Annotated in this window: 13 protein-coding genes; 9 read left to right on the top strand and 4 right to left on the bottom strand. The window is 57.2% G+C overall.

The window, feature by feature from the left end:
• Positions 1 to 3: 3 nt before the first annotated feature.
• Entirely contained in the window at positions 4 to 1809 is a 1806-nt protein-coding gene (locus I5192_RS02210) for an autotransporter assembly complex family protein (RefSeq protein ID WP_170626495.1), read from the top strand.
• Positions 1809 to 5891 carry a translocation/assembly module TamB domain-containing protein gene (locus I5192_RS02205; RefSeq protein WP_223117657.1) on the top strand — a complete coding sequence of 1361 codons (4083 nt, stop codon included), beginning with the start codon at positions 1809 to 1811 and terminating at the stop codon, positions 5889 to 5891. The genes I5192_RS02210 and I5192_RS02205 overlap by 1 nt, the downstream gene beginning before the upstream one ends.
• A 47-nt stretch (positions 5892 to 5938) precedes the next feature.
• On the opposite strand, the gene fdhF is transcribed toward I5192_RS02205, so the two are convergent.
• The 3 genes from fdhF to I5192_RS02190 form a co-directional block, all read right to left on the bottom strand.
• Positions 5939 to 8725 (bottom strand): formate dehydrogenase subunit alpha, encoded by a 2787-nt coding sequence (gene fdhF / locus I5192_RS02200; RefSeq protein ID WP_223117656.1) that lies wholly within the window; start codon positions 8723 to 8725, stop codon positions 5939 to 5941.
• Between the two features lie 11 nt (positions 8726 to 8736).
• Entirely contained in the window at positions 8737 to 10440 is a 1704-nt protein-coding gene (locus I5192_RS02195) for an NAD(P)H-dependent oxidoreductase subunit E (RefSeq protein WP_223117655.1), read from the bottom strand.
• A gap of 85 nt (positions 10441 to 10525) precedes the next feature.
• Positions 10526 to 11407, bottom strand: coding sequence for a LysR family transcriptional regulator (locus tag I5192_RS02190; RefSeq protein ID WP_170404498.1), 882 nt, complete (start codon positions 11405 to 11407; stop codon positions 10526 to 10528).
• A 305-nt stretch (positions 11408 to 11712) separates the two neighbouring features.
• Between I5192_RS02190 and I5192_RS02185 the strand changes: the two genes are divergently transcribed.
• Positions 11713 to 12105 (top strand): DUF4275 family protein, encoded by a 393-nt coding sequence (locus tag I5192_RS02185; RefSeq protein ID WP_255612130.1) that lies wholly within the window; start codon positions 11713 to 11715, stop codon positions 12103 to 12105.
• 28 nt (positions 12106 to 12133) lie between these two features.
• Here I5192_RS02185 and ychF read toward each other — a convergent pair whose 3' ends face one another.
• A complete protein-coding gene (ychF, locus tag I5192_RS02180; protein ID WP_223117653.1) occupies positions 12134 to 13231 on the bottom strand; it encodes a redox-regulated ATPase YchF in 1098 nt (365 codons plus the stop codon).
• A 202-nt stretch (positions 13232 to 13433) separates the two neighbouring features.
• Here ychF and I5192_RS02175 point away from each other — a divergent pair, with 202 nt between their 5' ends.
• The 6 genes from I5192_RS02175 (at position 13434) to I5192_RS02150 (ending at position 19081) form a co-directional block, all read left to right on the top strand.
• A complete protein-coding gene (locus tag I5192_RS02175; protein ID WP_170612063.1) occupies positions 13434 to 13919 on the top strand; it encodes an acyloxyacyl hydrolase in 486 nt (161 codons plus the stop codon).
• A 79-nt stretch (positions 13920 to 13998) separates the two neighbouring features.
• Positions 13999 to 14790, top strand: a complete 792-nt coding sequence (gene trpA / locus I5192_RS02170; protein ID WP_170511464.1) for a tryptophan synthase subunit alpha — start codon at positions 13999 to 14001, stop codon at positions 14788 to 14790.
• A gap of 163 nt (positions 14791 to 14953) precedes the next feature.
• Positions 14954 to 16120, top strand: coding sequence for an alpha-hydroxy acid oxidase (locus I5192_RS02165; protein WP_223117652.1), 1167 nt, complete (start codon positions 14954 to 14956; stop codon positions 16118 to 16120).
• A gap of 254 nt (positions 16121 to 16374) precedes the next feature.
• Positions 16375 to 17031 carry a 50S ribosomal protein L25/general stress protein Ctc gene (locus I5192_RS02160; protein ID WP_223117651.1) on the top strand — a complete coding sequence of 219 codons (657 nt, stop codon included), beginning with the start codon at positions 16375 to 16377 and terminating at the stop codon, positions 17029 to 17031.
• Between the two features lie 130 nt (positions 17032 to 17161).
• Positions 17162 to 17845 carry an aminoacyl-tRNA hydrolase gene (pth, locus tag I5192_RS02155; RefSeq protein WP_223117650.1) on the top strand — a complete coding sequence of 228 codons (684 nt, stop codon included), beginning with the start codon at positions 17162 to 17164 and terminating at the stop codon, positions 17843 to 17845.
• Positions 17846 to 17917: 72 nt separating this feature from the next.
• The gene (locus tag I5192_RS02150) at positions 17918 to 19081 is read left to right on the top strand and encodes a serine hydrolase (protein WP_223117649.1); all 1164 of its coding nucleotides are present in this window, start codon (positions 17918 to 17920) and stop codon (positions 19079 to 19081) included.
• The last annotated feature ends 7 nt before the right edge of the window (positions 19082 to 19088 follow it).

Raw genomic sequence — 19088 nt, 5'->3', positions numbered from 1 at the left:
ACAATGACAGGGAGCAGACCGCGCAGCGATCTGAGAGGCTGGCTTTTTGGTGCGTTTGTGGCCTTGTCCCCCAATCTTGCTACCGCGCTAGAAACGACCCTATCCGCCCCTGGTGCATCTGAAGATCTGGTCGACCGCTTGGAAGAGACTTCATCCATCTTCACCTCGGAATCGCGTGGTCTTGATACGTCACTGGAAATACTGTCGGCAGCTTTGTCCGACTACCGCACCATCGTTCAGATCATGTACGACGAAGGCTATTTCAGCCCCGTCGTCAGCATCAAGCTTGACGGGCAGGAAGCCGCCAAAATCAATTCGCTGAACGTTCCAGCCCAATTCAAACGGGCGACTATCCTTGTCACACCGGGACGGAAGTTCAAGTTCGGAACGGCTGTCGTGCAACCGCTGGCACCGGGCACGGAACTGCCCGAAGAGTTCGCCACGGGTAAGACCGCGACCACCGGAGCGATCCAACAGGCGGCTTCGGCCGGGGTGCAGGGCTGGCGCGATACAGGCCATGCCAAGGCGGAAGTGGAAGATCAGAAAGTAATAGCGCGCCATGCGCAGGCACGGCTGGACGCGACAATTGATCTGGCTCCGGGGCCAAGGTTGCGGTTCGGCAAAATGATCATTCAGGGCGATACAAATGTCCGCCATCGGTCGATCGAGAAAGTCGCAGGCTTCCCGTCGGGTGAGGTTTATTCGCCTGAACAGGTCCAAAAGGTTGGCACCCGCCTGCGGCGCACCGGCACATTCGCTACGGTTTCGCTCAAGGAACATGAAGAACCCAACCCGGATGGCACGCTTGATTTCGACGCTACGTTTGAAGACCTGCCACCGCGCCGCCTGACCTTTGGGGCCGAGATTGCTTCGCGCGACGGGGTTGATCTTACAGCTACGTGGACCCATCGAAACGTTTTCCGGCGAGCCGAAAGGCTGCGGTTCGAGGCGGCAATCCGCAATATCGGCGGTGCCGAGGATATCGATGGACGCATTGGTCTGCGGCTGGATCAACCTGATCGTCTGGGCCCTGACGACAATACATTCTGGAGCGCCCTGCTGGAACGGCGCAATACCGAAAACTACAACGTCACCGTCGCCTCGCTTGCCTATGGTGCACGCCGCACATTCTCTGACCGCCTCTACGCCGAAGCCTCGGCAGGTTTCCAATGGTCGGACGCGGATGACGCCTATGGCGATGGGCGCAAGTTTCGATACTTCATTCTTCCGTTCCGGTCAGAGTGGGATGAACGCGACAGCAAAGTCAGTGCTACGCGCGGTTATTATCTAGACTCGCAAGTCATGCCCTTTGTCGGGTTCTCCGGGTCGGATACCGGCCTGAGAATGTTCTTTGACGGTCGCGCCTATAACGATCTGGGCACCGCCGGTCGGCTGGTGTTGGCAGGCCGGGTGCAGTTGGGATCGGTCCTCGGACCTCCGGCAGATGGTGTGACTCCAGATTTCCTGTTCTTCTCGGGTGGTGCCGGTACAGTACGGGGTCAGCCATTTGAAAGCCTAGGTATCCCCGTCGGGGATGGTGTCGCCGGTGGCAAGTCTTTTCTGGGGCTCTCAGCCGAGGTCCGAGGCAAAGTCACTGACGCAATCTCGTTGGTTGGGTTTTATGACTACGGTGTGGTCGACACGTCCTCATTCATCGGCAGCGGCGCGGAAGAGCATTCTGGCGCGGGCCTTGGAATCCGTTATGATCTGGGCGGCTTCGGGCCCTTGCGCTTTGACCTTGCGGTGCCGGTTCAGGGCGATACGGGTGACGGGCTGCAATTCTACCTCGGGATCGGGCAAGCCTTTTGATGCGTCGCGTTGTATATCCCCTGTTGCTAAGTTCAGCAGCGATCACCGTTCCCATCGCGGCGACCGCTCAGGACGAGGGCGGCAGCATGATCGAGCAGTTTCTGCAAGATACCCTGTCCGGTGATGATCAGAATGTGCGGGTGATCGGCCTTGAAGGTGCGCTGAGTTCGCGTGCGACGATTCAGGAAATCACAGTCGCCGATGACGACGGCGTCTGGCTCACCATTAAAAACGCTGAATTGGACTGGAACCGATTGGCACTGCTGCGCGGTCGGTTCTCGGTCAACACACTATCGGCGCAGGAAATCGATATCGCCCGCGCACCCGGTACAACAACAAAGGACGCACCGCCCCCTTCAGCCGAAACCCAACCCTTCCAACTACCTGAGCTTCCGGTTTCGATCGAAATCGGAGAGCTGCGTGTCGATGACCTTTCTTTAGGTGAGCCGCTGATCGGCGTCGCTGCCGAGCTTGCTGTGAACGGCAACCTATCGCTGGCTGATGGAACACTGGATACTACGCTGGATATCGACCGACTGGACCGCGCCGGGGACACGATTGATCTGAAAGCAGGCTTTCAGAACGACAGCCGCCAGATCGATCTGGACTTGACCGTAGCCGAAGCATCAGGCGGTCTGATCGCAACGGCCCTGTCCATCCCCGATGCCCCGCCGCTTGAGCTGACTGCAAAAGGCTCGGGGCCGATAACGGATTTTAATGCTGATATCGGTCTAAGCAGCGATCAGCAGCTTCGCGTGTCCGGTCAGGTACGACTGCGCACAGCCGAAGAGAGTGGCAACGCCTCCGATGGAATCGCGTTTACTGCCGATGTCGGAGGCGACCTGACGCCGTTTCTGGCCGAAGAGATGGACACGTTCTTCGGTACCGACACACGGCTGTTTGTAGATGGGCGCACCCATTCTGACGGGGCGCTGGATATATCGGATATCGAGATTACCTCGGAAGCGCTGGACCTCAAAAGCGAACTCAGCCTTGCTTCGGGTGGTGTTCTGAAACTGGTCGCCCTGCAAGGTCGTATCACACCGCCGGAAGGTGACAAGGTCGTTCTGCCCGTCAGCGGCGGCGATACGTCAATCGGCGCGGCTCAGATTTCGGCCTTGTACAATACCGAGAATGGCAATCTCTGGGACCTGAGCCTGACGACCAACAAGATTGAAACCCCCAACCTGAACCTCGATCATGCACGGATCAGCGGGCAAGGCACGCTAGATCAATCCAGCGGGCTGTCGGTCGATGGCGATCTGCAGGCTGTGCTCGATGGCATTGATCTGACAGATGTCGCACTGAATGCCGCCGTCGGAAATCAGATCACACTGGATGGACAGTTCGAGTACGGCAGCGACCAGACATTGCAATTGTCCGGGGTCGAACTGGTCGGCAGCGACTATACTCTAGACGCTGATGCGTTGATCAGCGGGCTTGCGACCGGGTTGCAGGTTGATGGCACGGCACTGCTGCAGGCGACCGACCTGTCGCGGTTCTCGGACCTGGCACAGCTTCAGCTTGGTGGCGAGGCTTCGGTCCAGGTGGCTGGAAAGGGCTCGCCACTGGAACGCAGCTTTGACGGCAAGGTCACGGTGAATGGGCGTGATCTGGTGACCGGGCGTGACGATATTGATCCAATGATCACGGGTGAAACCGAAATCGTTCTGGATGCCAAACGCGACACCGATGGGGTAACAATTCGCGATTTCACCGTGAATGGCGACGCTCTGACAGCGCAGGCCAGCGGCACGGTCACGACGCCAAATGGCAATCTGACAATTGACGGTCAGGCCAGCGTGAACGCCCCCGATCTGGCGGTGTTCTCAGGCATCGCACAGCGTGATCTGGCGGGCGCATTACAGGCCCGGCTGGATGGCAAAGGCACCGTACAGACGTTGGAATTCGACGGCCAAGCCAGCGTGATCGGAACAAATATCGAAACCGGGATGAGCGAGTTCGACCCGCTGTTGAAAGGCCGGACATCAATCAATCTGGACGGTGCGCATTCGGGCAACCAAATCGTTATTCGAAACGCCACGGTCAAAAGTGCTGCTCTTACTGCCGAGGTGGGCGCAACCATCGATGACCCCACCGGAAACATCACGGTGGATGGAAGCGCCAAGCTGAACGCCCCCGACCTGTCTTTGTTCTCCGGCCTCGCCGGGCTTGATCTGGCCGGGTCGATTGATGCCGACGTCACCGGTCGGGCCGCGCAAAGCAGCAAGGCCTTTGATATCAAAGGCAACCTGAGCGCCGACGACCTTGCCACGGGTATCCAAGCCGTAGATGCGTTGGTACAGGGACGAACCACGCTGAACGTGGATGCCGCCAATGATGATCAGGGGCTGAACATCCGCACTTTCAGTCTGAACGGAACCGCTCTGACCGCAGATGCATCGGGCCGATTGGATCGGGAGGCCGGTGGCCTCGATTTCTCGGCCATGCTGGACGACATCGGCCGTCTATCTTCGACATTGTCCGGGCCGCTCACGCTGGATGGCAACGTCGCCCCTACAGGGTCAGGTTTGGAAGGCAATGCGCGCCTGCAGGGACCAGATAGCTCGTACGCCAATTTAACTGGAACTGTAGAAACCGGTGGCACCGCGGATCTAAATTTTGACGCCCGCCTGAATCGGGTCGAACGTTTTGTGCCCGATTTCCCCGGAACCGTCGCCGCCAGTGGTACCGCCCGCCGCGACGATGGGATGTGGACCATCGACGCAAAGGCTAATGGCCCCGCCGATATCAATACGACAGTTGCCGGGACCTTTAACGAAACCAGCGGCGAAGCGGACCTGAAGATGCAGGGCGGTGTCAACATCGGTATCGCCAATGCATTTATCTCTCCCAACAATCTGGCCGGTACTGCCCGGTTCGACCTGGCCCTGAAAGGGGCACCTGCGCTGGATGCGCTTAGCGGAACGATTTCAACATCCGGCGCGTCGATGGCCTTGCCCGATGTGGGACAGACAATCACTGGCATCGGGGGTTCCGTAAACATCGCGCAAAGCCGCGCCACGATTGCACTGCAGGGTGGGTTACGAGCGGGCGGAGGGTTTACCGTCAACGGCCCGATTGATCTGACGCCACCCTTCAACGCCCAGATAACCACAGCGCTCAACAATCTCGTGCTGACAGACAAGCTGCTCTATGAGACCACATTGAACGGTCAGGTCGCCCTGACCGGGGCATTGGCCGGTAACAGTTCGCTGGCCGGGCAGATCAACTTTGGCGAAACCAACATCAATCTTGCAGCCGCCGCAGGAGCAGTCGGCGCAGCACCAATTCCGACGATCCAACACCTGAACGAAAGCCGTGCCGGTTTCGTAACGCGGGAACGCGCCAATCTGGTGGAAACCGAGGATGAGACTAAAAGCAACTCGCGCATGACGCTCGACATCGGATTGCTTGCACCCAAGGCAGTTTTTGTCCGAGGACGCGGCGTGAACGCGGAACTGGGCGGTCGCATACAAATTGGTGGAACTACAACTTCTGTTGTGCCGTCAGGCCAGATTGAGCTTATCCGCGGTAATATCGATATCCTTGGTCGCCGCCTTGCGCTTACTAAGGGTGTGGTCACCCTGCAGGGTGACCTGACGCCATATATCGAGTTTGAATCGTCCTCCAGCACCTCGGACGGCACCGCAACGATCGAGATCGCCGGGCCGCTGGACTCACCCGAGGTCGACGTTTTCTCAGATCCTGAACGCCCGACCGAGGAAGCGCTTGCAATGCTCTTGTTCGGCAACCGGTTCTCAGAACTGTCACCGTTTGTCATTGCGCAGATGGCGGCCTCATTGGCCCAACTCAGCGGCGCCGGCGGGGATACTACCAAAGGGGTGCGCGAGGCCACGGGCCTGGACACTATCGACCTTGGCGCGACTGAGGGCGGTGGGGGCAGCCTTGGTGCGGGCGCATATCTAAGCGACAATCTCTACACCGATTTCACCGTCAATACCGAAGGTGACACCGAGGTGAACTTGAACCTCGACGTCACCGACAGCTTCACGGTTCGCGGCACGGTGGATGGCCGGGGCGAGACGGGTTTGGGTATCTTTTTCGAACGCGACTACTGAAAATACAGGCGACCCCAAAGGGCCGCCTTTTTTCAGTTGATTGAAGACTATTCTGCCGCGACGGCGTCTGCGATCTTTTCGACGCGAATTGCCGAGAACTTGAACTCGGGGATCTTGCCATAAGGATCGATGGCCGAGTTGGTCAGGATATTCGCCGCCGCCTCGACATAGGCGAACGGGATGAACACCATATCTTCAGCAATCGCCCGGTCGGCCCGCACCATGATTTCAATCGAACCGCGGCGAGTAGTCAGACGGATCATATCGCCCGGCTCAATTCCCATCAGTTTCAATGTACGCGGGTTCATCGAGCAGTTCGCTTCAGGTTCCACGGCATCCAGAACGTTGGACCGGCGGGTCATCGACCCGGTATGCCAATGCTCCAGCTGGCGCCCAGTGGTGGCGATCATCGGGTATTCATCATCCGGGGCCTCATCCGGTGGGATGACACTGGCTGGCGTGAACCGGGCGCGACCATCCGCACGTGGGAAACCATCGCCGAACACAATCGCCTGACCTGGGTCTGTCTCGGACAGTGACGGGTAAGTGATCGTCTCCGTCTCAAGCCGCTCCCACGTGATGTTGTCGAGCGAATTCATCGTCAGCTTCATCTCAGCAAAGACCTGAGAAACATCGGAATAGTCCCAGTTCAAACCGATCCGCCGCGCCAGCTCAACGGTGATCTTCCAATCCTCACGCGCTTCGCCCGGAGGGTTAACGGCAGGTCGCACACGCTGTACCTGACGGTTGGTGTTCGACACGGTGCCGTTCTTCTCATAGAGCGCTGAGGCGGGCAGAATGATGTCGGCATAGTTCGCCGTTTCGGTCAGGAAGATATCCTGCACGATCATCAGTTCCAGCTTGGCCAGTGCGTCGCGCGCGTGATTCACATCGGGGTCGGACATGGCGGGGTTTTCCCCCTGGATGTACATACCCTTGATGTTGCCCGCATAAGCCTGATCGATGATCTCGGTGACGGTCAGCCCCTTCTCGTTCGAGAAGTCGCGGTCGTCATTCCAGACGTTGGTGAACTTGGCCCGAATGCCGTCGTCGGTAACGGACTGATAGTCCGGCAGGAACATCGGGATCAGGCCCGCGTCTGAGGCACCTTGCACGTTGTTCTGCCCGCGCAGAGGGTGAAGACCTGCACCGGGTTTACCAACATTGCCGGTCATCAGAGCCAACGAGATCAAGCAGCGCGAGTTGTCGGTGCCATGGATGTGCTGGCTGACACCCATACCCCAGAAAATCAGACCGGCCTTGGCTTGCGCAAAGGTGCGCGCCACTCGGCGCAGTTGATCCGGTTCGATGCCACAGATCGGCGACATAGCCTCAGGCGTGAACTGGCGCAGGTGTTCTTTTTCGGCTTCCCAGTTTTCGGTCCAGCGGTGGATGTACTGGCTGTCATAGAGCTCTTCTTCCACGATCACGTTCATGATCGCGTTCAGCATCGAAACATCCGCACCGGGACGGAATTGAAGCATCTCATCAGCAAACTTACGCATCCCAACGCCGCGCGGGTCCATAACTATCAGCTTGCCACCACGTTTGGTGAACTGCTTGAAGTAGGTCGCAGCGACAGGGTGGTTTTCAATCGGGTTGGCCCCGATGATGATCGCCACATCCGCGTTTTCGATCTCGTTGAAGGTCGCGGTCACAGCACCCGAGCCCACATTCTCAATCAGGGCCGCAACAGATGACGCGTGGCACAGACGGGTGCAGTGGTCGACGTTGTTGTGGCGGAAGCCCTGACGGATGAACTTCTGGAACAGATAGGCTTCTTCGTTGGTGCACTTGGCCGAGCCGAAGCCTGCAACGCTGCGCGGGTCTTTGTCGCGCAAGTCCATCAGCTTGGTCGCGGCCAAATCCATCGCCTCTTCCCACGTTGCTTCACGGAAATGGGTATCCAGGTTGCCGGGATCGACGTTCAATCCCTTGGCTGGAGCATCCTCGCGACGGATCAGCGGCTTGGTCAGGCGATGCGGATGGTGAATGTAGTCAAAGCCAAAGCGGCCTTTGACGCACAGACGACCTTCGTTTGCAGGGCCGTTGATGCCCTCGACATACTTCACCTTGCCGTCTTTGACCTTGAGCGAAACCTTACAGCCCACGCCGCAGAACGGGCAGACGCTTTCCGTTTCCGAGTCGTAGTCCTTGCTGTCGCCTCGCTGCTGGTCATCCAGTACGGTTGCTGGCATCAAAGCACCGGTCGGGCAGGCCTGCACGCATTCACCACAAGCCACACAGGTCGAAGCACCCATCGGGTCGTTCTGGTCGAACACCACCTGCGCTGTGTGGCCACGACCGGCCATACCAATCACGTCGTTGACCTGCACGTCGCGGCAGGCCCGGACGCAGAGGTTGCAGTTGATGCAGGCGTCCAGATTGACGCGCATCGCAACGTGGCTGTCATCCAACAGCGGGATTTTCTCGGCCTCTTTCGCCGGGAAACGGCTGTCGCTGACATGGTTCAGCTTGGCCATATCCCAGAAGTGGCTGGAGGCGTCGTGCGCTTCCTCAGGCTGATCCGCGACCAACAGCTCCATGACCATCGCGCGCGATTTCTCGGCCCGGTCGCTGTCGGTCTTAACCACCATGCCGTCGGCTGCCGGACGGATGCATGAGGCGACCAGCGTGCGCTCGCCTTCTACCTCGACCATGCAGGCACGGCAATTGCCGTCGGGTTTGTAACCGGGTTGCGGCTTGTGACACAGGTGAGGGATGGTGAACCCCTGCCCCTTGGCCGCTTCCCAGATGGTCCAGCCCTCGGGCACGGTGACATCTTCGCCATTCAGGTTGAAGGTGACGGTCTTGTTTGGGCTTGCATCAAGCATGGCTGTCTCCCTCAGATTTCGTCAGCGAAATGTTTCATGACCAGGCGGATCGGGTTCGGGGCCGCCTGCCCCAGACCGCAGATCGAGGCATCGCCCATGACCTGACACAGGTCTTTCAGCAGGTCCTGATCCCATTTGTCGGCTTGCATCAGCTTGACCGCCTTTTCGCAGCCTGCACGGCAGGGCGTGCACTGGCCGCAGCTTTCGTCTTCGAAGAAGCGCAGCATGTTCAGTGCCGCATCGCGGGCGGTGTCCTGATCGGACAGAACCACAACCGCAGCGGACCCGATGAAGGTGCCGTGCGGTTGCAACGTGTCGAAATCCAGCGGGATGTCATCCATCGATGCAGGCAACAGACCCGAGGATGGACCACCCGGCTGATAAGCCTTGAAGGTCTGGCCCCCGGCCATGCCTCCGGCAGCCTCGATCACGTCCAGAATGGTCGAGCCAGCGGGCAGAAGGTAAACGCCCGGCTTTGCGACACGACCCGAGACCGAATAGCTACGCAAACCCTTGCGACCGTTCATTTCGGTGCTGTTAAGGCATTCAGGCCCTTCACGGCAAACTTTGGTCACCCAATAGAGCGTCTCGACATTGTGCACCAAGGTCGGGCGGTTAAAGACCCCAACCTGCGCCACGAACGGAGGGCGGTGACGCGGCAGGCCTTTCTTACCTTCGATCGACTCGATCATCGCGGATTCTTCGCCGCAGATGTAAGCGCCAGCACCACGGCGCAGGTCGATATAGCCTTCTTCGACGATCCCGGCTTGTTCGAGCGCGGTAATCTCACGACGCAGGATTTCCAGAACTGCCGGGTATTCGTCGCGCATATAGATAAAGCAGGTCTCTGCCTCGACGGCCCAAGCGGCGATCAGCATCCCTTCGAGGAAGACATGCGGCGTGCGCTCAAGATAGTAGCGGTCCTTGAATGTGCCGGGCTCGCCCTCATCGCCGTTGACAGCCAGATAACGCGGGCCTTCATTCATGCGAACAAAGCCCCATTTCTTGCCCGACGGGAAGCCAGCGCCGCCCAGACCACGCAGGCCCGAGGACAGGACGTCTTCCTGCACCTTCTCCCAATCGCCGCCCTCGCGCAGCTCTTTCAGTTTGGCGTAGCCGCCATTGGCTTCATAAACCGCAAAGGCTTCGTAATCGGGCAGATGGGCGTGGGTGTCATTCGCCGCAATCGCGGCCTGCACCTTTTCGGGGGTCGCGTGGTCGATGTGGTTGTGACCGATCTCCAGCACTGGAGCGGTGTCGCAGCGTCCCATGCAGGGCGCACGGACAACGCGGACCTGCGAGGCATCCAAACCCTCTTCCAGCGCTTTTTGCAGCTGCTGGGCACCGGCCATTTCGCAGGACAGCGAATCGCACACACGGATCGTCAACGCCGGAGGAGGCGTTTCACCCTCTTTCACTACATCGAAATGGGCATAGAAGGTTGCGGTTTCGTAAATCTCAGCCTGCCCGATCCGCATCTCAACCGCCAGAGCGGCGATGTGGTCGGCGCTGATATGGCCGTGTGCGTCCTGAATCAAATGCAGAAATTCAATCAGCAGGTCGCGACGTCGCGGGCGGTCACCCAACAGTCGTGCAATTTCCGCTTGTGCCTCGTCCGAGAATTGACGGCCTTTGGGCGTGTGCCGCCCCTTGCCTTTACCTGACTTCCAGACGCCCTTTGGCGCGCCTGATGGCTTGGTGTCTAATGGTGCCATGATGCCCTCCGATTGAGGCCCCGTGTCTCATCAGACTAGCATATCGTCAAATCGCATATTTCAATCGCACGATAACGACAGTTTATCACCGCAAAGACGCCATCACTGTGCGCAAGGCCGCGACCGTGGGTAATTCCGGGTCACGAGTGAGCGTGGCCAGACAAATCGGCTTGCTCACCACGGGTTCGATCAGGGACAGCACCCTTGTGTCCTTCAGGTCGCCCAGCGCCCGCACCAGCACGCGTGGAATCACGGTGGCCGCTAGCCCCTCGCGTGCCATGACCATCGAGGCAGTGAATCCGCTGGTCTCGGCCACAATATCCGGGTGCAAGCCCTGTTCGGCGAATATCCGATCCAGAATCCGCCGGTTCTGCATCTGTGGTTCCAGCAGGCTCAGGGGAAACTCGGCCACGCGGGCCCATGGGATCGGGCCTGTCTCATCGGTCATATGCGAGGGGACCAATAGGACATAAGTTTCTTCGTACAAGCGCTGCACTTGCCGTAGATCGGTACCGATACTGTCGCCATAAGTGATGCCTGCATCCAGACTTCCTTCGTCCAACCGGTGCTGAATGGCCGTTGCAGACATTGTTTCAATCCGGGTCACGATACGTGGATGCGCATCGCGCAACCGCTTCGTGAGACGCCCGGTGAAGGCAATCGCTGTTGGGATCACACCCAAAATAAGCGTGCCGGTGATCTCACCCTTTGCAGCGAGCACCTGTTGTTCCAAAGCCTTGGTGTCGTCGAGAATGCGCCGCGCGCGCTGGACAATCATCTCGCCCTCTTCGGTTAGCCCCTGAAATCGGTTTGCGCGGCGAACGATGGAGACACCCAGCCGATCCTCCAGGTTTCGGATTCGCATCGAGAACGCAGGCTGTGAAATCCCGCATTCCTCAGCTGCCTTGGCGAAATGACGATGCCGCGCCAATGCGCTGAGCAATTGCAGGTCGCGGATTTCGATCATCTAGAGCTGTCTCAAGTATCAGGTCAAAATCCAAACTAACCACATTTCTGCACGAGAGAAATGTGTGAGATGCGAGCATCGTCAATTTGTTGGCTGCCACAGGATCGGCGCTTCAGATACATGCAATACCCGGGTGGTTGAGCCTGCCGAACTGCTGTTCCAGCTCAAATGAAACTAACAGGATCGCATCTTGCCACCTGAGCGGTTTTGACACTTCGCCATAACGCGCGATATGCCGGTTTAACAACAACATAGAACCGAATTATTCCATGAACCTTACGAGAAACCAAATTGAGGACTTCTTGGTGCGTGAATGCGTCGATTTTGATCCTCTCAATTCCAAAGAAGGTGGTGAGGTTGTTCAATGCTGGCATCAGACATTCGCCGGGAACGTAAAGAAATCAACCGGTTCCTGGATTCACAATCGCTTTCGCTGGCATGGTTTCAGTTACGGGTTTCAAATCGCGCGGGCGGGCGATGACGCTTTAAATGCCTATAAGAACCAGTGGCCTGCCGCGTATGTTATCTTTGATGAAGATATCAAATGGTCGTATCGCTGCGTCTCAGAAACATATCCAGATTTCACATCTTTTGGCGCGGATATCTACGTAGCCCACCACAACATGAAGTGGACAATGGCATTCACACACGAGCAACCCGATATCGGCCCGTTCTTCGCAGAAAATCCGAGGTTATAAGCTGAGCAGTGACTGCTTTGGTGGCTTCTCAGGTGTTGAACAAAAAGTGCATCACATCGCCATCCTTGACGATGTAGCCTTTCCCTTCGGCCCGCATCTTACCCGCCTCTTTGGCACCTTGTTCGCCATTGGCAGCGATGTAGTCGTCATAGGCGATAGTCTCGGCACGGATGAAACCCTTCTCAAAGTCTCCGTGGATGACACCTGCGGCCTGTGGTGCGGCGGTGCCGGTGCGGATGGTCCAGGCCCGGGCCTCTTTCGGGCCGACGGTGAAATAGGTTTCCAGCTTAAGCAAGTCGTAGCCCGCGCGGATCAGACGGTCGAGGCCGGGCTCTTCCAGACCCATTTCCTCTAAGAACATCTGTGCCTCGTCGTCTTCCAGAAGGCTGATCTCTTCCTCGATCTTGGCACTGATAATGACATGAGCATTACCTTGCGCGGCAGCCATCTCAGCGACTTTGGCAGAGTACTCGTTGCCTTCGGCGGCCTCTTCTTCGGACACGTTGCAGACATAAAGCACCGGCTTGGTGGTCAGAAGTTGCAGCATTTTCCATGCCTTGGCGTCTTCATCAGACACTTCAACCAGACGCGCTGGCTTGCCGTTTCCCAGCATCTCCTGCGCCTCGGCCAGCAGGCGGTCCTGCTGTTGCGCTTCTTTGTCATTGCCCTTCAGCTTGCGCACCAGATTGGCGCGACGCTTTTCGATGCTTTCCAGATCGGCCAGCATCAGCTCGGTCTCGATCGTATCGGCATCGGCCACCGGATCAACGCGGCCATCCACATGGGTCACGTCACCATCTTCGAAACAACGCAGCACATGGGCAATCGCGTCAGTCTCGCGGATGTTTGCCAGAAACTGGTTGCCCAGCCCCTCGCCATTCGAGGCCCCTTTCACTAGACCAGCGATATCCACAAAGGTCATGCGCGTCGGGATGATCTGTTTCGAGGACGCAATCGCCGCCAGTTTATCCAGCCGGTCATCAGGAACGGCGACATCCCCCACATTGGGTTCGATGGTGCAGAACGGGAAATTCGCCGCCTGAGCTGCCGCAGTTTTGGTCAGTGCGTTGAAGAGAGTCGACTTGCCAACATTCGGCAAACCCACGATTCCCATTTTAAAGCCCATGACGGCCTCCTGATACCATTCGAGCGCCGCTTCTAGGCAGGTCCGGTGCAATGCGCAAGGCAAAGTGCCTGAACACTGCCGCGAGTCTATTCTGCCACATCACAAAATCGACATCGATTTGTGTTCTTGCGTCCATTGAAAACATGCACCTACATTCCTCAATAAAACCAATACCAACGAACGACGGACATAGTAGGTAAAAATGAAATCCCTTGTTATTCTGGCTTTTGCGCTGACAGCCGCTACTGCAGCACAAGCCCAATCCATCATTTTCGGAGCAGGCTACGCAGATTATTCCAGCGCTGAGAGCGAAGATCAGGCAATTGTTTCGCTGGAATACCAGCATCGCTCTTTCTACGAAGCGACCCGTTTCAGCGCCACCTGGGGTGCGTCCCTGTCTGTTGATACCGACGGTGACACGCATGTTGGCGCGGGCCTGATCGGGCTTTACACTTTTGCGAACCGTTGGTTCATCGAGGGCAGTGTCATGCCGGGATACTATAGTGAATCCAACGAACTGAATGATCTGGGCGGCAGTTTTCAGATACGCAGCTTACTGGGCCTTGGCTATACGCTGGAAAGCGGCAACAAACTGTCTGCCGCTATCACTCATATATCCAACGCCAGCACGCAGGAAGACAACCCAGGTGTAAACGCACTTTTGTTGAGATACCATTACGCCTTCTGATCGCAAGCCCACCAAGCGGGATTGATTTTCAGCGAAAGTTTCTGCACATCAGGTCGAAACCCGAGTGCAAGGATTTCCGATGACCCGTATCGACGCCAAATTCGCCGCCCTGAAGGAACAGGGCAAAAAGGCATTTGTAGCTTATGTCATGGCCGGGGATCCCGACTACGACACATCGCTGGAGGTCGTGAAGGGTTTGCCCGGCGCAGGTGTCGACGTCATCGAGTTGGGCCTGCCCTTTACCGATCCGATGGCCGATGGCCCGACCATTCAGGCTGCTGGCCAACGGGCGTTGGATGGTGGAATGACATTGCAACGCACTCTGGATTTGGCCCGCGCCTTTCGTGAATCCGATGACACCACACCGATCGTGCTGATGGGATATTACAATCCGATCTACAGCCGAGGTGTCGAGAAATTCCTGGCAGATGCAAAATCAGCGGGGATCGACGGGCTGATTGTCGTCGACCTGCCCCCCGAAGAGGACGAAGAGCTTTGTCTGCCCGCGCAAGCTGCCGGGCTGAACTTCATCCGCTTGGCGACGCCGACGACCGATGACCAACGCTTGCCTCGCGTACTGCAAAACACATCCGGCTTTGTGTATTATGTATCGATTACCGGCATAACCGGTGCTGCCGAAGCGCAGGCAACCGATGTTGGACCCGAGGTCGCTCGGATCAAAGCTGCAACTGATTTGCCCGTGATCGTCGGTTTCGGGATCAATACGCCAGAAAAGTCTCGCAACATCGCGAGTGTATCCGATGGCGCGGTAGTTGGATCTGCCATTGTCAGCCAGATCGGTTCCGGAAAACCGGTGACCGAGGTTCTGGATTTTGTCAAAACACTGTCAGATGGCGCACACTCCGCATAACAATTTCTTTCCATTTTCAGATGGTTCTTCACCGCAGTAGGCGCGCCGCCTACTGCGGTGTTTTTTGTTTTGACCACGCGGCAACCAACCGCAGCAAGCGGGCATTGCAGTGTTTCAAAATAATTGGTAAAGAAACTTAACCAATCCTGCGAAAGCCTGATCAATGCCAGTCATTACCAATATCGAAGACCTCAAACGGATCTATGAGCGTCGCGTTCCGCGCATGTTTTTTGACTATGCAGAAAGCGGCAGCTGGACCGAACAAACCTTCCGCGAGAACACGTCGGATTTCGAAGATATCCGCCTGCGCCAACGGGTCGCCGTAGACATGACAGGGCGCTCGACCGCATCGCAGATGATCGGGCAGGATGTATCCATGCCCGTTGCATTGGCTCCGGTAGGTCTGACAGGAATGCAACACGCGGATGGCGAGATCAAAGCGGCCAAAGCCGCCGAAGCCTTTGGTGTACCCTTCACACTGTCGACCATGTCGATCAATTCGATCGAAGATGTCGCTGAAAACACTTCGGCCCCTTTCTGGTTTCAGCTCTACACCATGAAAGATCAGGACTATGTCGGGCGACTTATCCAGCGCGCGAAGGATGCGAAATGCTCGGCCCTTGTCATTACGCTTGATCTGCAAATCCTTGGCCAACGACACAAGGACCTGAAAAATGGCCTATCTGCGCCGCCAAAGCTGACCCCCAAAACCATCGCCAACCTGATGATGAAATGGGCCTGGGGCATCGAGATGCTAGGTGCCAAGCGCCGAGAATTCGGGAATATCGTCGGTCATGTCGATAGCATCACAGATACACGCTCGCTCGGCACATGGACCGCCGAGCAATTCGATCCCAGCCTCGACTGGGGCAAAGTCGAGAAGCTGATGGAACAATGGGGCGGCAAGGTGATCCTTAAGGGCATACTCGATGCCGAGGATGCCAAAATGGCTGCCAAGCTGGGCGCAGATGCAATTGTTGTCTCAAACCATGGTGGACGGCAGCTGGATGGCGCGCTCAGTTCGATCCGGGTTCTGCCCGAGATCGTGGATGCCGTCGGCAGTGATGTCGAAGTGCATCTGGATAGCGGCATCCGTTCAGGGCAAGACGTGCTGAAAGCTTTGGCGCTTGGGGCCAAGGGCACCTTTATTGGTCGCGCCTTTGTCTATGGGCTGGGTGCAATGGGTCAGAAAGGCGTGACAACGGCATTGGAAGTGATCCAGAAAGAGCTCGATACAACGATGGCACTTTGCGGTGAACGTAACGTAGCCGATCTTGGGCGCCACAATCTTCTGGTCCCCGAAGACTTTGGCGGTCGCTGGCAGGCTTGACCCAACGCCTCCCACGTAGATGGAGACGCCGCATGGCCGCCCATTGAGCGTCTCGTTCAAGGTACTTGCAGCCAGATGAAGCAGAGGATCCGTCCTTCATCTGGCCGTAAATACCTCGGAGCGCGAGGCAGAGCCTCGCAAAATTTCTCGGGCTACAAAAAGCCCTTTCCAAACCAACTGAATCAAGCTAAGGACGCGGCTTCACGCGGGCATACAGCCTTGGAGGATGCCCGCCCTAACATTGGAGAATTATCATGGCTGGAGAGATTCCTGATCTCGTAGCTCTGGAACGGACGGGGACAGGCAAGGGCGCCGCTCGTCAAGCACGCCGCGATGGCATGGTTCCGGGCATTGTTTTTGGTGGCGATAAAGAGCCGCTGCCGATCCAGATCCCGTTCAACGTACTGTTCAAGCGCCTGAAAGCAGGCCGGTTCAAGTCGACCCTGTGGAACCTGAAAGTCGAAGGTCACGAAGACGTGCGCGTCATCTGCCGCGATGTCCAGCGTGACGTTGTCAAAGACCTGCCGACCCACCTGGACCTGATGCGCCTGCGTCGGACCACCAAGATCGCGCTGTTCATCCCCGTTGAATTCGTCAACGAAGAAGCTGCGCCCGGCATCAAGAAAGGTGGCGTTCTGACCGTTGTTCGCCCTGAGGTAGAGCTGCTCTGCACTGCTGGCGACATCCCTGAGAAGATCACCGTTGATCTGACCGGAATGGAAATCAACGATGTTGCCACCATTTCGTCGGTCAGCCTGCCCGACGGCACCAAGCCGACCATCGATCGTGACTTCGTGATCGCCAACGTCTCGGCACCCACCGGTCTGTCGACCAGCGACGACGAAGAGGGTGAAGAGGAAGAAGTGGCCGCAGATGAAGTTGAAGTCATCGGCCAGGAAGAAGAAGAATAAATCCGGATCAGTACCGGATTTGAAACGGGGCCCCATCCGGGGCCCCGTTTTCTTTTGCGGGTGCGGGGCTGGAAACCATCCCTGAAACCATGCAATGAGAGAGCGATGCGAGACTGCAAAGGGCAATGCGATGAAACTGTTTGTCGGTTTGGGAAATCCAGGAACCAAATACGCCCGCAATCGACACAATATCGGTTTCATGGCATTGGATCGGATTGCCGAGGATCATGGATTTGGCCCGTGGAAATCCAAGTTTCAGGCAGAAATTGCCGAAGGCCGTCTGGGCGGCGAAAAAGTGCTGTTGGTGAAACCTCAGACTTTCATGAACAGGTCCGGCCAATCCGTCGGCGAGGCGATGCGGTTCTATAAGCTCGATTCGACCGATGTGACTGTTTTTCATGATGAGCTGGATCTGGCCCCAGGCAAAGTGCGCGTAAAGGCAGGTGGCGGCCACGCGGGACACAACGGGTTGCGCTCGATCCACGACCATATCAGCCCAGCCTATGATCGCGTACGGCTGGGCATCGGTCATCCGGGCCGGAAAGAGATGGTCTCACCCTATGTTCTGAGTGACTTTGCCAAGGCCGATGCGGACTGGCTGGACGATGTATTGCGCGGCGTGTCGGACGGGGCCACTTATCTGGTCAATAATGAAGGCGGAAAATTCATGAACGCGGTGGCCTTGCGCACTGCTCCACTCAGATCATCGAAGCAGCCCACTAAACCTGATACGCCCCCCAAAGCTGCCGCCGAAGCCGTTTCAGCGCCCGATGAGCGTTCGGCCATGCAAAAGCTGCTGGATAAATTCAGATAATCATTCCGCAACGTTGCGCTTGCGCAAAGCCTCAGGCCAAAGTCCAATGTCAGAGGCAAAGGGAGGTGTCGAATGAAAACAGCGCTCAGATGGCTGCTGCGTATCCTGTTGACCTTGGCATTGGCAGCGGCGGTTGTCGGATTTTGGAAACGCGAGGAAATCCAACGCCTGATGGCGGTGAATTCGCTGTTTTCAGAAGAAAAGATCGTCCACAACTTTTCGAATATGGACGAACCCTTTCTGACGGTCACTCTGCCGCGTGGCAATGGCCCGACCTGGGAGCTGCCGTATGGGCCCGGCTTCGATCTTCCCGATGGAACAGACCAGTGGATCGAAGATCGCTCGGTAACATCCCTGTTGGTGATGCAGGACGGAGAAATTCGTTTCGAAGAATACTATCTGGACACCGGGCCGGATGATCGCAGGATCTCCTGGTCAATTGCTAAAAGCTATTTGTCTGCCTTGTTCGGCATTTTGCTGGATGAAGGCGCGATCAATTCGCTCGACGATCCGGTTGTGCAATACGCACCCGACCTCAAGGGCAGCGCCTATGAGACCGCCACGATCCGCAACGTGTTGAACATGGCCAGCGGCGTGACCTTTGACGAGGATTATCTGGACTATAATTCCGACATCAATCGCATGGGCCGCGTCGTGGCGCTGGGAGGTGAACTGGACGACTTCGCGGCTTCGTTGAGGGACAGTTTCGTCGCGCCGGGTGAAACATGGCAATATGTGTCGATCGATACTCATGTGATCGGAATGGTCATCCGGGGGGCAACAGGACGCAGCGTTGCAGAGTTACTGACCGAGAAAGTGATCGCACCGCTGGGGTTGGAGCGAGAAGGTTATTACATCACCGATGGAGCAGGCGTTGCATTTGTGTTGGGCGGTCTCAACTTCACAACGCGCGATTTTGCCCGGTTCGGGCAGTTGATTTTGCAGGATGGCGAACGCGATGGACGGCAGATTGTACCCGCGGATTGGATCGACGCCGCTACTTGGCCAAGCGCACCGACCGAACCGGGCAAGATAGGGTATGGCTATCAATGGTGGATTCCGATCGGTGCCCACGAAGGTGAATTCATGGCGCGGGGCGTGTATGGGCAGTACATTTACTTCGACCAGCCACGTGGTGTTCTGATTGTCACGACGGGCGCAGACCGAAAGTTCCGCGAACCCGGTGTCGGTGAGCAGAACATAGAAATATTCCGCAAAATTGCGCGAAGCCTGTAAGATACCA

Source organism: Ruegeria sp. SCSIO 43209, assembly GCF_019904295.1.
Lineage (GTDB): Bacteria > Pseudomonadota > Alphaproteobacteria > Rhodobacterales > Rhodobacteraceae > Ruegeria.
This window is presented reverse-complemented; position numbering and strand designations above follow the sequence as displayed.